The following is a 15,007-nucleotide window of genomic DNA, read 5'->3' as shown; positions in this document are numbered from 1 at the left end:
TCACACCACCTCCTGGGGAACCGGCGACCGACCGGGCGCCGACGGCTCGCCCGGCGACGGGCTGGCCAGTTCGACCCCCGCCGCCGAGAGCGCGGCGCTCACGTCATGGTGCACGCGGCCGGCCGTACGCATGGGCTGCCACACGCCGGCCCGATCGAGGAGGTCGCGCACCGGCCCGCGGACGGTGGCCAGGTGCAGGGCCACGCCGCGTGCGTCCAGGCGTTGGCGCAGTTCCGCCAGGGCATGGGCGCCGTCGGCGTCGGTGTCGCTGATGGCGCTGGCGTCGAGCACAATCACCTCCAGTTCGTCCCGCTCCTCGGCCAGTGCGAGCAGCCGGTCCTCGAGGAGCTGGGCGTTGGCGAAGTACAGCGGGCCGTCCACCCGGTTGATCGCCACCCGCGGATCGGTGACCAGGCCGGTGTACCGGGCGACGTTGCGGTAGGTGTTCGTGCCCGGTACCCGGCCCAGCTCGGCGGTGTGCGGCCGGGCGGAGCGCCACAGGAAGACGCCGAGGCTGAACGCCACGCCGGCTGCGAGACCGGGCTCCACCCCGAAGACCAGAGTGACCAGGAACGTCAGGCCCAGGGTCAGGCCATCGGACCGGCGGGTCCGCCACGCGGTGACCGCACCCCTGCGGTCGACCAGACCGAGTACGGCGACCACCACGATCGCTGCGAGTACGGCCTTGGGCAGGTGGTAGAAGGCGGGCGTCAGCACGAGCGCCGTGAGCGCCACCATCACCGCGGTCAGCACGGTGGCCACCGGGGTGCGGGCACCGGCGGAAAAGTTGACCGCGCTGCGGGAGAAACCACCGGCCACCGGGAACGCCTGGAACAGTCCGGCCGAGACGTTGGCCGCACCGACGGCCACCAGTTCCTGGTTCGCGCCGACATGCTGACGTGACTTCGCAGCGAGGGCCTTGGCCACGGCGATGCCCTCCATGTAAGCCACCAGCGCGATGGCCACGGCGGCGGGCAACAGCGCCTGGATGTCCGGAGCGGACAGCGCCGGCAACGCGGGCGCCGGGATCCCGCCCGGAACGTCGGTGAGGATCTTCACCCCACGGTCGCCGAGAGACAGCGTGGCGCTGACCGCGGTGACGCCCGCGACGACGAGCAGTGCTCCGGGCAGCTTCGGCACGTACCGGCGCAGCAGGACGAGCCCGGCGACACTCACCAGCGAGACGAGGATCGTCAGCCCGTGCGCGGTGGTCGCCGAGCGCCAGACCGACTCGACGATCTCCGGGAATGTTTCTGCCCGGCCGGCCTTGAGCCCGAACAGGTCCTTCACCTGGCTGGCGGCGATGACGATCGCCGCCGCGGAGGTGAACCCGGACAGCACCGAGTGGGACATGAAGTTGACCAGCACCCCGAGGCGCAACACGCCCATCAGCGCCTGGATCGCGCCGACCAGCAGCGCGAGAAGACCGGCCAACGCCGCGTACCGGGCCGGGTCGCCGTCGGCGAGGGGAGCCAGTGCTGCGCTGGTCATCAGCGCGGTGATGGCCACCGGCCCGACAGCGAGGGAGCCAGAGGTCCCCAGCAGCGCGTAGACCAGCAGCGGCACGATCGAGGCGTACAGGCCGGTGACCGGCGGCATGCCCGCCAGCGCGGCGTAGGCCATGCTCTGCGGAACCAGCATTACCGCAACGGTCAGTCCGGCGATCAGGTCATGGCGCAGGGTCGTCCGGTCGTAGTTACGCAGCCAACCGAGAAGCGGCACGACTCGCGCCAGGCCGGACCGGTCCTGCTGGATGTAGGCCGTGCTCATGCACCCCTCCCGTCGGTACGCAGCCGCGCGAGGGAGCTGTTGACGTCGCAGCCGGCCCCGCGGTTGTACGGCAGCCGGGACAGCAGCATGCCCATCCCGCACGTGTTGGTGATTCCGGCGAAGGCCAGACCGGCCCCGACGAAGCCGGCCACGAACCGCGCGGGCGGCACCCAGATGCTGGCCACGACCGAGAGTAGGACGATGCTGCCGGCAACGAGGCGGACCTGGCGCTCCAGGCTCCACCGTTCACGGCCCCGCTCGACCGGACCGCCCGCGGTGATCCAGGCGTTCATCCCGCCGGAGATCACGGTGGCGCCGGGGAGGCCGGCATTGACCAGCTTGGTGCAGGCCTGGGTGGCGCGGTTGCCCGACTGGCACATCAGCAGCAGCTGGCCGCCGGCGTCGTTGACGATGCGCCCCAGGTGCGCGTCGACCTGGTCCAGCGGCAGGTTGATCGAGCCGGGGACGTGGGCAGTCTCGAACTCGCCGGGCGTACGCACGTCGACGATCAGGGTGTCCGGGTTGTTGGCGAGCAAGGCGCGGGCGGTGGCGACGTCGACGGCGGACGATGCGTTCTTGGCGGTCATGCGGCACTCCTTGTGAGTTGGCGGGCGTTGATCCGGCGGGGATGGCGACAACCACCCCGTCGGTGGTCGAAGAGATGGTCAGGCGGCGCGGGCGGCGGCCACGTCGGCGACGCCGGCCCCGGCGAGCACGACGGGCCGGTAGCCCTCGCGGGCCAGCAGCGTTGCTGCGATGGCGGCGCGTCGACCGCTGCCGCAGGCGATCAGCACCGGACGCTCGGGATCGATCTCGGCGGGCACACCCTCGGTGATCAGATCGGGAAGGAAACGTTCGACCGCTCCGTCCAGCCGCGCGGCCGCGCGTTCGCTGGGCATGCGCACGTCGAGCACCTGCGCGGCGGGGTCGGCCAGCCGCCGAACGAAGGTGGCGACGTCGACCAGTTCGAACTGGTCGGTGGCGGCTTCGCCCAGGTCGCGGACCACACCGCGGACGCTGTCGACGCCGATCTGTGCCAGTTGGGTGATCGGTTCGGTGACGTCCTGACCCGGCTCGGCCACCAGCACGATGGGCGCCTGGTACGGCAGCAGCCAGCCCGCCCAACTGCCGAAGTCGTCGGCCACCTCGATCCCGACGGAGCCCGGAAGGAAACCGGCGGCCTGCGCCGTGCGGGGGCGTACGTCGAGCACCTGCGTCCCCTCCGGCTGCTCGGCCAGGTCCGCCAGGTCGATCTCGGGCACGGTCAGCGCCGGCATCGGCGGGACGCCAAGCGTGTTCGCCGGCCCCATGTACTGGTAGAACGCCGGAATCGGCATCGGCTCGGCGAGCAGCCGGTCGGCGAACTGCTCCGCGTCGCCGACGCCCAGCAGCGGGTTGCTCTCCAGCTCCTCCCCGATGGTGGAGGTGAAACGGCCGGCGCCGGTGGCGGTGCAGAAAGAACCCTCACCGTGCGTCGGGAGCAGGGCGACGTCGCGGGGCAGGCCGGCCAGCCGGTGCAGCGACCCGTACTGCAGCTTCGCCAGGGTGCGGGCGCGGGCGGGGCCCAGCAGGTCGGGTCGACCGGCCGAGGCGACCAGCAGGCTGCCGCCGGAGAACACCGCCATTGGCTCCCCGTCGATGAGGACCAGGTAGCTGGTGTGCTCGGGAGTGTGGCCCGGGGTGTGGATCGGGCGGATCGTCAGGCCCTGGGCCTTGATGTCCTCGAGGTGGAACGCGGCCGTGTGCGGGTACGCGGCGGCCGCCGCGGCGGGCAGCACCAGCTCGGCGCCGGTACGCAGCGCCGCCTGCTCGCCCCCGGAGACGTAGTCGTTGTGCAGGTGCGTCTCCAGCACGAACCGCAACTCGACGTCGCGTTCGGCGGCCGCGTGCAGGAAGCGGTCGATGTCGCGCTGCGGGTCGACCAGGACGCCCTTTCCCTCGTGGGTCAGCAGGTACGTCTGGTCGCCCAGGCCCGGCGTGCGGAATGACACGAGATCCACGATTGCCCCTCCTCTAGGTCTTCGGTGTATACCCCCGGGGGTACTGGAACCGAGTATGTACGAATGAACGGACAACTGCAAACCGGTGTTCCCGCGGGCCGCGATTCCAGCCCTTGGTTCGCTAGACTTGTCCGGTCAACCAGACAAGTCGTGCGAAATGGCTAGGTGCGCCGTGGCAGACCAGGACAGAGCGCGTCCCCTCGACCGCAGCAGCCCGCTCCCGCTGTGGGCACAGCTGTACGAAGACCTCGTGCGGCGCCTGGAAGCCCACGCGTTCGGCAGGGCGTTCCCCGGCGAGCACCAACTGGCCGACGAGTACGACGTGAGCCGGCACACCGTCCGCGAGGCGCTGCGGCGCCTGCGCCAGGCTGGGATTCTCGAATCCGGACGTGGGCGCCGCAGCGACGTGCGGACAGCTCGCATCGAGCAACCGCTCGGTGCGTTGTACTCGCTGTTCGGCGAGGTCCAGGCGCGCGGCATGAGCCAGCGCAGCGAGGTGCTCGCCCGGGGAGCGCGCCGGGATGCGGCGGTCGCGGATCGGCTGAGCGTCGACGCCGACACCGAGTTCGTGTACCTCGAGCGACTGCGGTACGCCGACGAGCAGCCACTCGCCCTGGACCGCACCTGGCTGCTGGCCTCGCTCGCGCGCCCGCTGCTGGACGCCGACCTGACCGCGACCGGGGTCTACGCCGAGCTCGCCAAGCTCGGCGGCGTAAGGATCACCGGGGGACAGGAGCGCATTCATGCCGTGGTGCCGACCTCGGATCAACGTCGCCTGCTCGGCCTGGGCCGAGGCGTGGCGCTGCTGGCCATCGACCGGATCGGTTCCGTCAACGGTGAGCCGGCCGAGTGGCGCGAGACGCTCGTGCGCGCCGACCGCTTCAGCATCGTGGCGAAGTGGGCGCCCCACGCCGCGTACCAGATGGCTGTCGCCGACGGCTCCCCGCTGGGATCCGCCCCGACGAAATCTGCCGGCTGAGGTCACGCCGTTGCGAGCAGGGTGCCGAGGCTGGCCACAGCCAGCAGCGTCGCCGCCGCCGCGACGCCGGCCACCATCCGACGGTCCAACGCCCGTTCCGAACGGGCCGTTGCCACCGTCAGTCGGTAACGCCGTTGCGCCTGGCTGAACAGGAGGGCCCCGACGAGCAGTCCGAGGCCGCCGGGGATGGCGAGGGCCCGCCCGTGCGACACGGCGGCGTAGGAGAGCAGCGCGCCAACCCCCGCGAAGGCCAGGGCGGTGCGCTGCCAGGCGAGGTACGTGCGCTCGCTCTGCAGGCCCGCGTCGATGACCCCGCGCGGGTGGGTGGGCCGGCGGCGCGTCATCCGAATCCCCGTGCCACTTCCACGAGCACGAAGGCAAGCGCCAGCACCATGACCGCTGCCAGGCCGATGCCGACGACCCGCGGAAGTGTCGACCGGGGGAGCGGTCCGCCGAGTCGGATCGCCCGCTCGCGGCGCTCCCACCGTCCGTAGCTCGTCGCGGCGATGACGGTGGACAGCACGATGAGGACGACGCCGAGCACGGGCCGCGCAGCCGGGACGGCGAAATCCGGCACGATCTGGACGACCGCCACGCCGCCGGCCAGCAGCGCCAGCGATGTACGGAGCCAGGCGAGGAACGTGCGCTCGTTCGCCAGGCTGAATCGGTAGTCCGGCGGGTCCCCCACGTCGTCGAGTGGGGGACGGTCCGGTCGCGGACGAAGCAGCCGCCTGCCGACCTCAGTCATGACGGAATCCCCTCCACATACCCGGGTGGGTATATGCCGACGATCGTAACATGCAGCTGTCCATACCCCCGGGTGTACCCTTGGTGTCGAACAGGGAGGGGTTGGAGATGCAGGTTGACGAAAACGCGGTCGGTGACGTGATCAAGCGGCTTCGCCGCGCCGAGGGTCAGATCCGTGGCGTGATCGGGATGCTCGAAGACGGTCGGGACTGCGCCGAGGTGGTCACTCAGCTGGCGGCGGTGTCCCGCGCGCTGGACCGGGCCGGGTTCAAGATCATCGCAAGCGGGCTGCAGCAGTGCGTCAGCGGCGCGCCCGGCGAGGACCAGAAGGCCAATCTCGAGCAGATGGAGAAGCTGTTCCTCTCGCTCGCCTAACCACGATCCGGCACCTCCGCCGCGTGATTCGTCATCGGGAGGGGTCACCACGGCGAAGAGCAGCCGTAGGACCTCTCCTTCGGGGGTGGGCGGCGACCAGGACCAACCGCAGAGCCACTCCAGGCGATCCGACTCGGTACCAGGCCCGAGGACCAGGTTCCGAGCGCGACCGTCCGCGACCTGCCTCCGGAGCTCGGCCCGGACGCGGTGGCGGTGCTGGCCGGAGGCTCGTTCATCCTGTCCGACGCGGCAGGTGACATGACGGCGTCACGATCGGTGGGGTGGTCCACGGCGACACCAGGTTCCTGACCGCTGGGAACTCACGACCAACGGCGGGAAGCTACTTGTCCTCAGCTCGGACGCGATCGATTCCTACAGCGCTGCCTTTTTCTTCACCAACCCCGAGCTGCCGGGGCTGAAGGCGAACACCCTCGGCGTGGATGCTGCTGTCCGAGTTCGACTACGAGCACAAGCCGAGGCCGGGTTTTCCCGTCATCGACACGATGCGGCCGCGGTACGACATGTGGCTGCTCAAGCGGTACGGCCTGCCGGCGCTGTACTGGCACGGCATGCTCCGCGGTCTGGCCTGAGGCGGCGAAATGGCGGATCACCGGCGTCGGTCGTCCCCGGCCGGCACGATCTCAGCAGAGAGGAGCGAACATGAGCTACGCGATGACGGTCCGGCTGTCGGCCGGATTCGGCCCGACCGTCGAGCGGGTCCGGGCAGCGCTGAAGGATCAGGGCTTCGGCGTGTTGACCGAGATCGACATGCGGGAGACGCTGCGGGAGAAGCTCGGGGTCGAGCTCGAGGAGTACGTCATCCTCGGTGCCTGCAACCCGCCGTTGGCGCACCGGGCGATGGCGGCCGACCGGAGCATCGGCCTGCTTCTGCCCTGTAACGTCGTGGTCCGCGCCGACGGGCCCGACGCCACGCTGGTGGAGGCGCTGGACCCGCAGGTGATGGTGCGGTTGAGCGAGGCGGACGAGTTGCGGACGGTGGCCGACGAGGCGACCCGGCGGCTACGCGCCGCGTTGGGCGAGCTGTCCGGTTGACAGCTGGCCGGGCGCGGGCGGAAGCCCGCCCCGGCCGCTACCGGTCAGCGCGTCACCGGCTGGCCGGTTGCCCCGAGATCCGGGCCCGCACGTCGTCCATGTCCAGGTCGCGGACCGCCAGGATGACCTGCTCCAACGCCGGTGCCGGCAAGGCGCCCGGCTGGGCGAACACCAGGACGCCGTCGCGGAAGGCCATCAGGGTCGGGATGGACCGGATCTGGGCCGCTGCGGCGAGGCCGGCCTCCGCCTCGGTGTCCACCTTGCCGAAGACGATGTCCGGGTGCTTCTCGCTGGCCCGCTCGAAGACCGGGGCGAAACTGCGGCAGGGGCCGCACCAGCTGGCCCAGAAGTCGACCAGCACGATCCCGTCGCGGGTGATGGTCTTCTCGAAGTCACTCCCGCTCAGCGCCACGCTCGCCATGTTGCTACCTCCGTGTCTCGGCCGAACTCTCGCACTCGAGAATATACCCAGGGGGGTATAGCTTCCAATGGCCTGACTGAGGTGTCGGCTCGGCCTCGGATCGGCTACCTTCGGTAGATACCCGGTGGGGTATCCGTTTGAAGGGGGATCAGATGCGAGAAGTCGACCTGGAAGACTTCGCCGCGGCCCACGCCCGCGACGCCGTGGTGATCGACGTCCGGGAGCCGTACGAGTACTTCGCCGGCCACGTCGCAGGCGCCCGTCCAGTGCCGCTGGACCGCCTGCCGGCGGTCGTCGGTGAACTGCCGAAGGGTGCTCCGGTGTACGTCATCTGCGCCAGTGGTAACCGCAGCCTCGCGGCGGTCCGGTTCCTGAGGCGCGCCGGCGTCGACGCGTACTCCGTCGCGGGCGGTACCGGCGGGTGGGCGCGCAGCGGCCGGCCGGTGGTGCGGGGCGTGGCCGCCTAGTTCGCCGAAGGTCCCGCAAACACGGGACCTTCGGCCCGGAATATACCCCCCGGGGTATGCGCTAGAGTGATTGCATCGCCATCCATCGCTCGAAGGAGTGCGGCACATGTTGTTCACCCAGTACTACCTGGACTGCCTGTCCCAGGCGTCGTACCTCGTCGCGGACGACGCGAGCGGGCGGGCCGTCCTGGTCGACCCCCGTCGCGACATCGACGAGTACCTGGCCGACGCGCGGGAACGCGGCCTGACCATTGAGGGGGTCATCAACACCCACTTCCACGCCGACTTCCTCGCCGGCCACCTGGAGGTCGCCGCCGCCACCGGCGCCTGGATCGGCTACGGGCGGCGGGCCGAGACCGAGTACCCGATCCGCAAGCTCGCCGACGGGGAGCGGATCAGCCTCGGCGACGTCACCCTGGAGATCATGGAGACCCCGGGTCACACTCCGGAGTCGATCAGCATCCTGGTCTACGAGCGCGCGGACGACACCGTGCCGTACGGGGTGATGACCGGTGACGCGCTCTTCATCGGTGACGTCGGCCGCCCGGACCTGCTCGCCTCGCTCGGCGTGACCGCCGACGAACTGGGCCGGATGCTCTACCACAGCGTGCAGGGCAAGCTGATGGGGCTGCCCGACGAGGTGCGGGTCTTCCCGGCCCACGGGGCGGGCTCGGCCTGCGGCAAGAACCTCTCCACGGAGCGGCAGTCCACCATCGGCGAGCAGCGCCGCACCAACTACGCCTGCGTCCCGATGAGCGAGGAGCAGTTCCTCGCCCTGGTGACGGCCGGCCAGCCGTCGGCGCCCGGCTACTTCGCGTTCGACGCCGTGCTCAACCGCAAGGCCCGCGAGCTGTTCGACCACACCCGGGCGCCCCGGCCGCTCAGCGCCGCCGAGTTCGCTCGGGCGAGCGCCGAGGGCGCGGTCGTGGTGGACGCCCGTGACCCGCAGGAGTTCGGCACCGCACACGTGCGCGGGTCGATCAATGTCCCCGCCGACGGCCGGTTCGCCGAGACCGTCGGGAGCGTCGTCGCTCCGGACCGCCGGGTGCTGGTGGTGGCGCCGCAGGACCGCGAGGAGGAGATCGTCGTACGCCTCGCCCGGGTCGGCTTCGATCATGTGGTCGGCTACCTGCGCGAACCGGAGGGCGCGTTCCGGGAGATGGTCGCGGACATGACGCGCGCAAGCCGGGTGACCGCCGCCGAGCTTCGGGAGGCGCTGACCCGGGCCGAGCCGCCGGTGGTCCTCGACGTGCGCAACGTCGGCGAGCGGGAGCAGGGGACGGTCGAGGGTTCCCTCCACATTCCACTGGCCGAGTTGCCCCGCCGCCTCGACGAGGTCCCGGTGGACCGGTCGGTCGTAGTGCACTGCGCGGGTGGCTACCGTTCCTCGGTGGCGGCGAGCCTGCTGCGCAACGCGGGCCGGGCGGACGTCTCCGACCTGCTCGGCGGATACGGCGCCTGGCAGAGCAGCCTGGAGCCGGCCGCCGCCTGAGGGTGGTGGGACGAGAACTGATCGGCAGGTGACCGAGGGCATCGCCCTCGGTCACCTGCCTGCCTGAGGTAGGCCGCACGAGCGCGTTCGGAGATCGGAGAGCATCGTTGGGATCGGACGTGACCGGCACCGGGTCACGACTCGGCCTGCGGGCGAACGCCGCCCAGTTCGCCCTCCTCGTCGCGGTCAACGCGCTCGTCGGCGGGCTGCTGGGCACCGAACGCACGGTCCTGCCGCTGCTCGGCGAGCAGGAGTTCCGCCTCGGCGCCTACACCGCCGCACTGACGTACATCCTCGCGTTCGGTGCGACCAAGGCGGTGACGAACTTCTTCGCCGGCACTCTGTCCGACCGGTACGGCCGGCGTCCGGTGCTGCTGGCCGGCTGGCTGGTGGGCATTCCCGTACCCCTGCTGCTGATCTGGGCGCCGGGCTGGAGCTGGGTGGTAGCGGCCAACGTGCTGCTCGGGATCAACCAGGGCCTGACCTGGTCCACCACGGTCATCATGAAGATCGACCTGGCGGGCCCGCGCCGCCGGGGTCTTGCGATGGGGCTGAACGAGGCCGCCGGCTACCTCGCGGTGGCGGTGACGGCACTGGCCAGCGGCGCGCTGGCCGCGCGCTACGGGCTGCGCCCCGCGCCGTTCCTGCTCGGCGCCGCCTACGTCGCCCTCGGCCTCGGCCTGTCGCTCCTGGTCGTCAAGGAGACCCGGGGACACGCCCACCACGAGGCGTCGAACCATGCCGGCGGGGAGCATGGCGGCCTCTCCACGCGACGGATCTTCGGTCTGGTCAGCTGGCGCGAACCCGCGCTCGCCTCGGCAAGCCAGGCCGGTCTGGTCAACAACCTCAACGACGGGCTCGCCTGGGGTCTGTTTCCCGTGCTGTTCGCCGCCGCGGGTCTCTCGCTGCCCCGGATCGGCCTCCTGGCGGCCCTCTATCCGGCGTTCTGGGGTCTCGGCCAGATCCTGACCGGTCCGCTGTCCGACCGGATCGGTCGCAAGCCACTCATCGTGGTCGGCATGCTCACCCAGGCCGGGGCGCTCGGGCTCGTCGCCGGCGCGGAAACCTTCGAACTCTGGTGCGTCGCCCTGGCCCTGCTCGGCGCGGGCACCGCCATGGTGTATCCCACCCTGCTCGCCGCGATCGGTGACGTGGCGCATCCGGCCTGGCGAGCCCGCGCCGTCGGCGTCTACCGGCTCTGGCGGGACGGCGGCTTCGCGGTCGGCGCACTGACGGCCGGCATCGTCGCGGACCTCGTCGGCATCCGCGGCGCAACCTCGGCGGTGGCCGCCGTCACCGCCGTCTCCGGCCTGCTCGTCGCGGTCCGCATGTACGAGACGCATCCGTACGGCGCTCGTGCCGCCGACGCCGGGCCGGCCGCGTCCAAGTGAGGCCGGGCAGATCGATGTGGGCAGGGCATGCCCGGGTCATCCGGCCGTCCGTCCGTGCCAGGGCGACGCAGGGTCGTCGGCGCATCGACGCAGCGCTTATCCTGTGCCCCGAGCCCGCCACCGGAAGGGACCCGATGCCGTCGCGGCAGGACCAGCTGCACTCGTACCAGTTCACCGTCCAGCGGGCGGTCGCCGCGCTGGTGATGCGGGAGACCGATCCGGCTCAGTCGCCGTTCCGGCGGCTGGCCGGCGCCGGTCTGGCCAGCGTCCTCGTGGCGGCCATCATCCTCGGCGGCTTCGCGCTGTACGGGTTGTTCGCCGGTGGCGGGAGCAAATGGCGGGACGAGGCAGCGGTGATCGTCGAGAAGGAGTCCGGTGCCCGGTTCGTCTACCGGGACGACAAGCTGCACCCGGTGCTCAACTACGCCTCGGCGCTGCTCATCATCGGGTCGGAGCGGCCGAAGACCGTGCTGGTCTCCCGGAAGTCCATCACCGGGGTGCCACGCGGGCTGCCGCTGGGCATCGCCGACGCGCCGGACTCGCTGCCCGGGCCCAAGGGGCTGTCCACCGCACCGTGGGCGGTCTGCTCGGTGGCCGGTGACGGCGTCCGGCCGGAGCCCCGGTCCGCCGTCCTGATCGGCGTGGACGTCCCCGGTGGCCGTCCGCTCGGCGACGAGGGGCTGCTGCTGCGGCACCCCGACGGAGAGCTGCACCTGGTCTGGCGGCAGCGCCGCCACGCGATCCGGGACCCCGACCGGGTGCTCGCGGCGCTCGCCGCCACCCGGGCCCGGGCCGTTCCGGTGGCGCCCGGCCTGCTGCACGCACTGCCGGTCGGCGTCGACCTGGAGCCGCCGGCCGTGCCCGGGCAGGGGCAGCCGTCGGCTCGGGTGCCGGGGGGCCGGGTCGGCGACGTCTACCTGGTCCGCAACTCCGGCGGCGGCCGGCAGTACGCGGTGGCGCTGCGCGACGGCCTGGCGGGCATCACCGAACTTCAAGCCAGCCTACTGCTGGCCAGCACCGGTCAGCGGGAGCCCGAGCCGATCACGCTGGGCCGGTTCGCGGCGCTGCCCAAGGTGGCCGACCTGACGCCGGCCGGGCCGGCGGCCCCGCCGGCCGTGCCGCCGCCGCTGGCCGCACCGGAGGACGGGCTCTGCACGCGGGTCGGCGAGGACGGCGCGGTGGCCGACGTCCGGCACGGCGTACGGCTGCCCGACCTCGCCGCCGCACCGCGATCCGGCCCCCCGGCGGCCGTCGGCGGTGTGCTCGCCGATCACGTGGTCGTCGAACCGGGTCGGGGTGCGGTGGTCGAGGCGGTCGCCGCACCCGGAGCGACCGGCGGGGCCGTGTGCGTGGTCACCGACCTCGGCCGCCGGCACGTCCTGGCCGGCCCCGAGGTGCTCGGCATGCTCGGCTACCGCGACGTGCGCCCGGTCCGGCTGCCGGCGAGCCTGGTCAGCCTGGTGCCCCCGGGCGCCACGCTCGACCCGGACGCCGCCCGGGTGATCGCCGCCCCGGCGTGACCTGGTCCGTCACTCCGCCGGCCGGCGGAGCAGGGTGACCGCGAACCCGCTCTCCTCGCGCCAGGGACGCAGGTCCCAGGTCGCGAAGCGGTGCTCGCGGCGCAGCCCGGCGGTGACCGTGTCGTCGTCGAAGTCGGCCAGCCGGTAGCCGCGGTCGAGGCCGAAGCCGACCGCCATCACGCCGTCGGGTCGCAGGTGCGCGGCGACCCGACGGAGCACCTGTGCCTCGGTGCCCGGCGCGACGAAGGCCATCACGTTGCCGGCCACGACCGCCGCGTCGAACGGCTCCGGCTCGCCGTCGGCGGCCAGATCGAGCTCGGCCAGGTCGCCGACGAACCAGCGGGGACCGGGGTGGTCGGCCCGGGCCGCCTCGATCAGCGCCGGGTCGGCGTCGACGCCCACCACGGTGTGGCCGCGGGCGGCCAGCGCCGCGCCCACCCGCCCGGTGCCGCAACCGGCGTCCAGGATCCGGGAGCCCGGCGCCACCAGCGCGTCCACGAGCCGGGCCTCCCCGGCGAGGTCGGCGCCCTCGGCGGCGAGCCGGCGGAACCGGTCGATGTACCACTGCGAGTGCTCCGGACCGGTCTCGGTCACCCACCGCGTCGGCTTCCCCATGAATGCCACCGTAACCGCCGCAGATGCCGCGGGCACCACCACCTCCTCTCCGTGATCTTGCACTTTCGGCCGGCTCTCCTCCTACGCCATTTGTGGCTTTTGCCGGGGCACAGAAGTGCAGATCGCGGGGGTGGACGGTGGGGGATAAGACGGGTTCGGGGGGCTCATGATCCTTTGCGGGACATATGGGGAATTTCTGTCTACGATGGAGTTCGGTGCTACCGGGATGTGACTCATGGTCAACTGGGTTGTCTCGCTGGCCGGGCCACGGCAGATCAGTCTCCAGCCCTGCCCCCCGGATCCGCTCGGTCCCGGTCAGGTCCGCGTCCGCACCCATTACTCCGGCATCTCGGCGGGCACCGAGCTGACCCTCTACCGGGGCAGCAATCCCCGCCTGAGCAAGGACTGGGACGCCGTCACCCGCATGTTCGTCCCCCGCCAGGCCGCCGTGCCGTACCCGCTGGTCGGCTTCGGCTACGAGGAGGTCGGTGAGATCGTCGAGGTGGGCCACGACGTGCCCGACCGGCGCCCCGGACAGGTCGTCTGGGGAATCTGGGGGCACCGGGCCGAGGCCGTCCTGGCCGCCGACGCGGTGCATCCCCTGCCCGCCGGGCTCGACCCCCTCGCCGCCGTCTTCGCCCGGCCCGGCGCGATCGCGCTCACCGCCGTCCTCGCCGGCGATCTGCACCTGGGGGACTGGGTGGGCGTCTTCGGGCAGGGCGTCATCGGGCTGCTCGCCACCCGGCTGGCGGTGCTCTCCGGCGCCCGGGTGGTGGCCGTCGACCGGGTGCCGTCCCGGCTGGCGTACGCCACCTGCCTCGGTGCCCGGCTCGCCGTCGACGCCACGGTCGAGTCGGCCGCCGCCGTGCTGCGGCAGGCGACCGCGGGGCGCGGCGCTGACGTCTGCCTCGAGCTGTCCGGGGCGTACCCGGCCCTGCACGAGGCGATCCGCGCCACCACGCACGCCGGTCGCGTCGTGGCCGCCGGCTTCTACCAGGGGCAGGCCGACGGGCTCGGCCTCGGAGAGGAGTTCCACCACAACCGCATCCAGCTGGTGGCGGCCCAGGTCTCCGGGCCGACCCCGGCACCCGGCATGGCCGGCCGGTGGACGGGTGCGCGGGTCGCACAGACCTTCATGGACCTGGTGGCCGAGGGCAGCGTCGACCCGCTGCCGCTGGTGAGCCACGTCGTCGACGCGGGCGCGGTGGCCGACGCGCTCACGCTGCTCGACCGCGGTGACGGGGACGCCCTCCAAGTAGTCCTGAGGTTCCGACCATGACCATTCCGCTGGCCTGCCAGGAGCAGCTCCTGCCGGGCGACGACCTGATCGGCAAGTACGCCCTCGCCACGGCGCTCGGCTACCAGGGCATCGAGCTGCGCGGGCGCGGCGACCTCGCCCTCGCCCGCCGGCTGCCCGAACTGCGCCGCGCCCGCGCCGCCGGCGTGGTCCTGCCCACCGTGTGCGTGGAGATGGACCACTTCATCGGCGACTTCGACCTCGAGCGGTCCCGCGACGCCGTGCGCAACCTCCGCTCCCAGCTGTCGGTGATCGCCGAGCTCGGCGGCGTCGGGGCGATGACGCCGGCCGCGTGGGGCATGTTCTCCCGCCGGCTGCCCCCGTTCGAGCCGCCCCGGTCCCCGGCCGGGGACCGGCAGGTGCTCCTCGACGCCCTCGGCGAGCTGGGCGAGCACGCCCGGGCCGAGGGGGTCACCCTCCTTCTCGAACCCCTCAACCGGTACGAGGACCACATGGTGAACCGGCTCGACGAGGCGGCCACCCTGTGCGCGGCCGTCGGACTGCCCTCGGTGCGGGTCGCCGCCGACACGTTCCATATGAACATCGAGGAGGACGACGTCCACGCGGCGCTGCGGTCGGTCGCGCCGTACCTCGGGCATGTGCAGGTCAGCGACTCCAACCGGTACCAGCCGGGCGCGGGTCACCTGAACTGGCCGGCGTTGCTGCGTACGCTGCACGAGATCGGCTACCCCGGCTGGCTGGCTCTGGAGTGCCGGCTGCGCGGCGACCCGGTCGGTGCGCTGCAACAGGCGGCCACCGTGCTGCGCCGCGCCCAGCCCGGGCGGGCCGCAGCCTAATGACTGAGTCAAGCCGCGAGAGCGTGATCAAGTTGGTAGGGCTGTCGGGTGCGCAGGATGGCGTGCAGGACGTTGACGCGTCG

At 72.2% G+C, this 15,007-nt stretch carries 16 protein-coding genes and 1 pseudogene; 10 read left to right on the top strand and 7 right to left on the bottom strand.

The window, feature by feature from the left end:
- The 3 genes from ABTW87_RS17275 to ABTW87_RS17265 all read right to left on the bottom strand — a co-directional run bounded on the left by ABTW87_RS17275 (nucleotide 1) and on the right by ABTW87_RS17265 (nucleotide 3,770).
- A complete protein-coding gene (locus tag ABTW87_RS17275) occupies nucleotides 1-1,770 on the bottom strand; it encodes a SulP family inorganic anion transporter (protein WP_350651816.1) in 1,770 nt (589 codons plus the stop codon).
- The gene (locus ABTW87_RS17270) at nucleotides 1,767-2,357 is read right to left on the bottom strand and encodes a rhodanese-like domain-containing protein (protein WP_350651815.1); all 591 of its coding nucleotides are present in this window, start codon (nucleotides 2,355-2,357) and stop codon (nucleotides 1,767-1,769) included. The genes ABTW87_RS17275 and ABTW87_RS17270 overlap by 4 nt, the downstream gene beginning before the upstream one ends.
- Nucleotides 2,358-2,435: 78 nt before the next feature.
- Nucleotides 2,436-3,770, bottom strand: a complete 1,335-nt coding sequence (locus ABTW87_RS17265) for an MBL fold metallo-hydrolase (RefSeq protein WP_350651814.1) — start codon at nucleotides 3,768-3,770, stop codon at nucleotides 2,436-2,438.
- 157 nt (nucleotides 3,771-3,927) lie between these two features.
- Between ABTW87_RS17265 and ABTW87_RS17260 the strand changes: the two genes are divergently transcribed.
- A complete protein-coding gene (locus ABTW87_RS17260; protein WP_502891599.1) occupies nucleotides 3,928-4,749 on the top strand; it encodes a GntR family transcriptional regulator in 822 nt (273 codons plus the stop codon).
- Nucleotides 4,750-4,751: 2 nt separating this feature from the next.
- Here the strand turns inward: ABTW87_RS17260 and ABTW87_RS17255 are convergent, their stop codons facing one another.
- Nucleotides 4,752-5,093: a DUF202 domain-containing protein gene (locus ABTW87_RS17255; protein WP_350651812.1), complete on the bottom strand. Its 342-nt coding sequence runs from the start codon at nucleotides 5,091-5,093 to the stop codon at nucleotides 4,752-4,754.
- The gene (locus ABTW87_RS17250; RefSeq protein WP_350651811.1) at nucleotides 5,090-5,497 is read right to left on the bottom strand and encodes a YidH family protein; all 408 of its coding nucleotides are present in this window, start codon (nucleotides 5,495-5,497) and stop codon (nucleotides 5,090-5,092) included. Before ABTW87_RS17250 ends, ABTW87_RS17255 begins: the two co-directional genes overlap by 4 nt.
- A gap of 107 nt (nucleotides 5,498-5,604) precedes the next feature.
- Between ABTW87_RS17250 and ABTW87_RS17245 the strand changes: the two genes are divergently transcribed.
- From ABTW87_RS17245 to ABTW87_RS17235, 3 genes and pseudogenes are all read left to right on the top strand, one after another.
- A complete protein-coding gene (locus ABTW87_RS17245; RefSeq protein ID WP_350651810.1) occupies nucleotides 5,605-5,871 on the top strand; it encodes a metal-sensitive transcriptional regulator in 267 nt (88 codons plus the stop codon).
- Between the two features lie 440 nt (nucleotides 5,872-6,311).
- A pseudogene (locus ABTW87_RS17240) lies at nucleotides 6,312-6,461 on the top strand (pyridine nucleotide-disulfide oxidoreductase); the annotation flags it as partial.
- A gap of 70 nt (nucleotides 6,462-6,531) precedes the next feature.
- Complete coding sequence (locus ABTW87_RS17235; protein WP_350651809.1) at nucleotides 6,532-6,924, top strand: DUF302 domain-containing protein; 393 nt, start codon at nucleotides 6,532-6,534, stop codon at nucleotides 6,922-6,924.
- Between the two features lie 52 nt (nucleotides 6,925-6,976).
- On the opposite strand, the gene trxA is transcribed toward ABTW87_RS17235, so the two are convergent.
- Nucleotides 6,977-7,345 carry a thioredoxin gene (gene trxA / locus ABTW87_RS17230; protein WP_350651808.1) on the bottom strand — a complete coding sequence of 123 codons (369 nt, stop codon included), beginning with the start codon at nucleotides 7,343-7,345 and terminating at the stop codon, nucleotides 6,977-6,979.
- Nucleotides 7,346-7,497: 152 nt separating this feature from the next.
- On the opposite strand from trxA, the gene ABTW87_RS17225 reads away from it, so the two are divergent.
- From ABTW87_RS17225 to eccB, 4 genes are all read left to right on the top strand, one after another.
- On the top strand, nucleotides 7,498-7,812 hold the full coding sequence (locus ABTW87_RS17225; protein ID WP_350651807.1) for a rhodanese-like domain-containing protein: 315 nt from the start codon (nucleotides 7,498-7,500) through the stop codon (nucleotides 7,810-7,812).
- 106 nt (nucleotides 7,813-7,918) lie between these two features.
- Nucleotides 7,919-9,304 (top strand): MBL fold metallo-hydrolase, encoded by a 1,386-nt coding sequence (locus tag ABTW87_RS17220; protein ID WP_350651806.1) that lies wholly within the window; start codon nucleotides 7,919-7,921, stop codon nucleotides 9,302-9,304.
- Between the two features lie 119 nt (nucleotides 9,305-9,423).
- Nucleotides 9,424-10,695: an MFS transporter gene (locus ABTW87_RS17215; protein ID WP_350651805.1), complete on the top strand. Its 1,272-nt coding sequence runs from the start codon at nucleotides 9,424-9,426 to the stop codon at nucleotides 10,693-10,695.
- A gap of 134 nt (nucleotides 10,696-10,829) precedes the next feature.
- Nucleotides 10,830-12,215, top strand: coding sequence for a type VII secretion protein EccB (gene eccB / locus ABTW87_RS17210; RefSeq protein WP_350651804.1), 1,386 nt, complete (start codon nucleotides 10,830-10,832; stop codon nucleotides 12,213-12,215).
- A 9-nt stretch (nucleotides 12,216-12,224) separates the two neighbouring features.
- On the opposite strand, the gene ABTW87_RS17205 is transcribed toward eccB, so the two are convergent.
- On the bottom strand, nucleotides 12,225-12,830 hold the full coding sequence (locus tag ABTW87_RS17205) for a class I SAM-dependent methyltransferase (protein WP_350651803.1): 606 nt from the start codon (nucleotides 12,828-12,830) through the stop codon (nucleotides 12,225-12,227).
- Nucleotides 12,831-13,065: 235 nt separating this feature from the next.
- Here ABTW87_RS17205 and ABTW87_RS17200 point away from each other — a divergent pair, with 235 nt between their 5' ends.
- Both ABTW87_RS17200 and ABTW87_RS17195 read left to right on the top strand, forming a co-directional pair.
- Nucleotides 13,066-14,109: a zinc-dependent alcohol dehydrogenase gene (locus ABTW87_RS17200; RefSeq protein ID WP_350651802.1), complete on the top strand. Its 1,044-nt coding sequence runs from the start codon at nucleotides 13,066-13,068 to the stop codon at nucleotides 14,107-14,109.
- A complete protein-coding gene (locus ABTW87_RS17195) occupies nucleotides 14,106-14,924 on the top strand; it encodes a sugar phosphate isomerase/epimerase family protein (RefSeq protein ID WP_350651801.1) in 819 nt (272 codons plus the stop codon). The genes ABTW87_RS17200 and ABTW87_RS17195 overlap by 4 nt, the downstream gene beginning before the upstream one ends.
- Nucleotides 14,925-15,007: the final 83 nt, after the last annotated feature.

The sequence above is a fragment of the Micromonospora sp. NPDC126480 genome (assembly GCF_040302465.1).
GTDB lineage: Bacteria > Actinomycetota > Actinomycetes > Mycobacteriales > Micromonosporaceae > Micromonospora.
The sequence above is the reverse complement of the archived record's forward strand: the minus strand, read 5'-3'. Positions and strand labels throughout refer to the sequence as shown.

Bases quoted from the DNA above. Each gene is read 5' to 3' on its own strand.
- ABTW87_RS17275 (WP_350651816.1), bottom strand. From the start codon at position 1,770: ATGAGCACGGCCTACATCCAGCAGGACCGGTCCGGCCTGGCGCGAGTC.
- ABTW87_RS17270 (WP_350651815.1), bottom strand. From the start codon at position 2,357: ATGACCGCCAAGAACGCATCGTCCGCCGTCGACGTCGCCACCGCCCGC.
- ABTW87_RS17260 (WP_502891599.1), top strand. From the start codon at position 3,928: ATGGCTAGGTGCGCCGTGGCAGACCAGGACAGAGCGCGTCCCCTCGAC.
- ABTW87_RS17255 (WP_350651812.1), bottom strand. From the start codon at position 5,093: ATGACGCGCCGCCGGCCCACCCACCCGCGCGGGGTCATCGACGCGGGC.
- ABTW87_RS17250 (WP_350651811.1), bottom strand. From the start codon at position 5,497: ATGACTGAGGTCGGCAGGCGGCTGCTTCGTCCGCGACCGGACCGTCCC.
- ABTW87_RS17245 (WP_350651810.1), top strand. From the start codon at position 5,605: ATGCAGGTTGACGAAAACGCGGTCGGTGACGTGATCAAGCGGCTTCGC.
- ABTW87_RS17235 (WP_350651809.1), top strand. From the start codon at position 6,532: ATGAGCTACGCGATGACGGTCCGGCTGTCGGCCGGATTCGGCCCGACC.
- trxA (WP_350651808.1), bottom strand. From the start codon at position 7,345: ATGGCGAGCGTGGCGCTGAGCGGGAGTGACTTCGAGAAGACCATCACC.
- ABTW87_RS17225 (WP_350651807.1), top strand. From the start codon at position 7,498: ATGCGAGAAGTCGACCTGGAAGACTTCGCCGCGGCCCACGCCCGCGAC.
- ABTW87_RS17220 (WP_350651806.1), top strand. From the start codon at position 7,919: ATGTTGTTCACCCAGTACTACCTGGACTGCCTGTCCCAGGCGTCGTAC.
- eccB (WP_350651804.1), top strand. From the start codon at position 10,830: ATGCCGTCGCGGCAGGACCAGCTGCACTCGTACCAGTTCACCGTCCAG.
- ABTW87_RS17205 (WP_350651803.1), bottom strand. From the start codon at position 12,830: ATGGGGAAGCCGACGCGGTGGGTGACCGAGACCGGTCCGGAGCACTCG.
- ABTW87_RS17200 (WP_350651802.1), top strand. From the start codon at position 13,066: ATGGTCAACTGGGTTGTCTCGCTGGCCGGGCCACGGCAGATCAGTCTC.
- ABTW87_RS17195 (WP_350651801.1), top strand. From the start codon at position 14,106: ATGACCATTCCGCTGGCCTGCCAGGAGCAGCTCCTGCCGGGCGACGAC.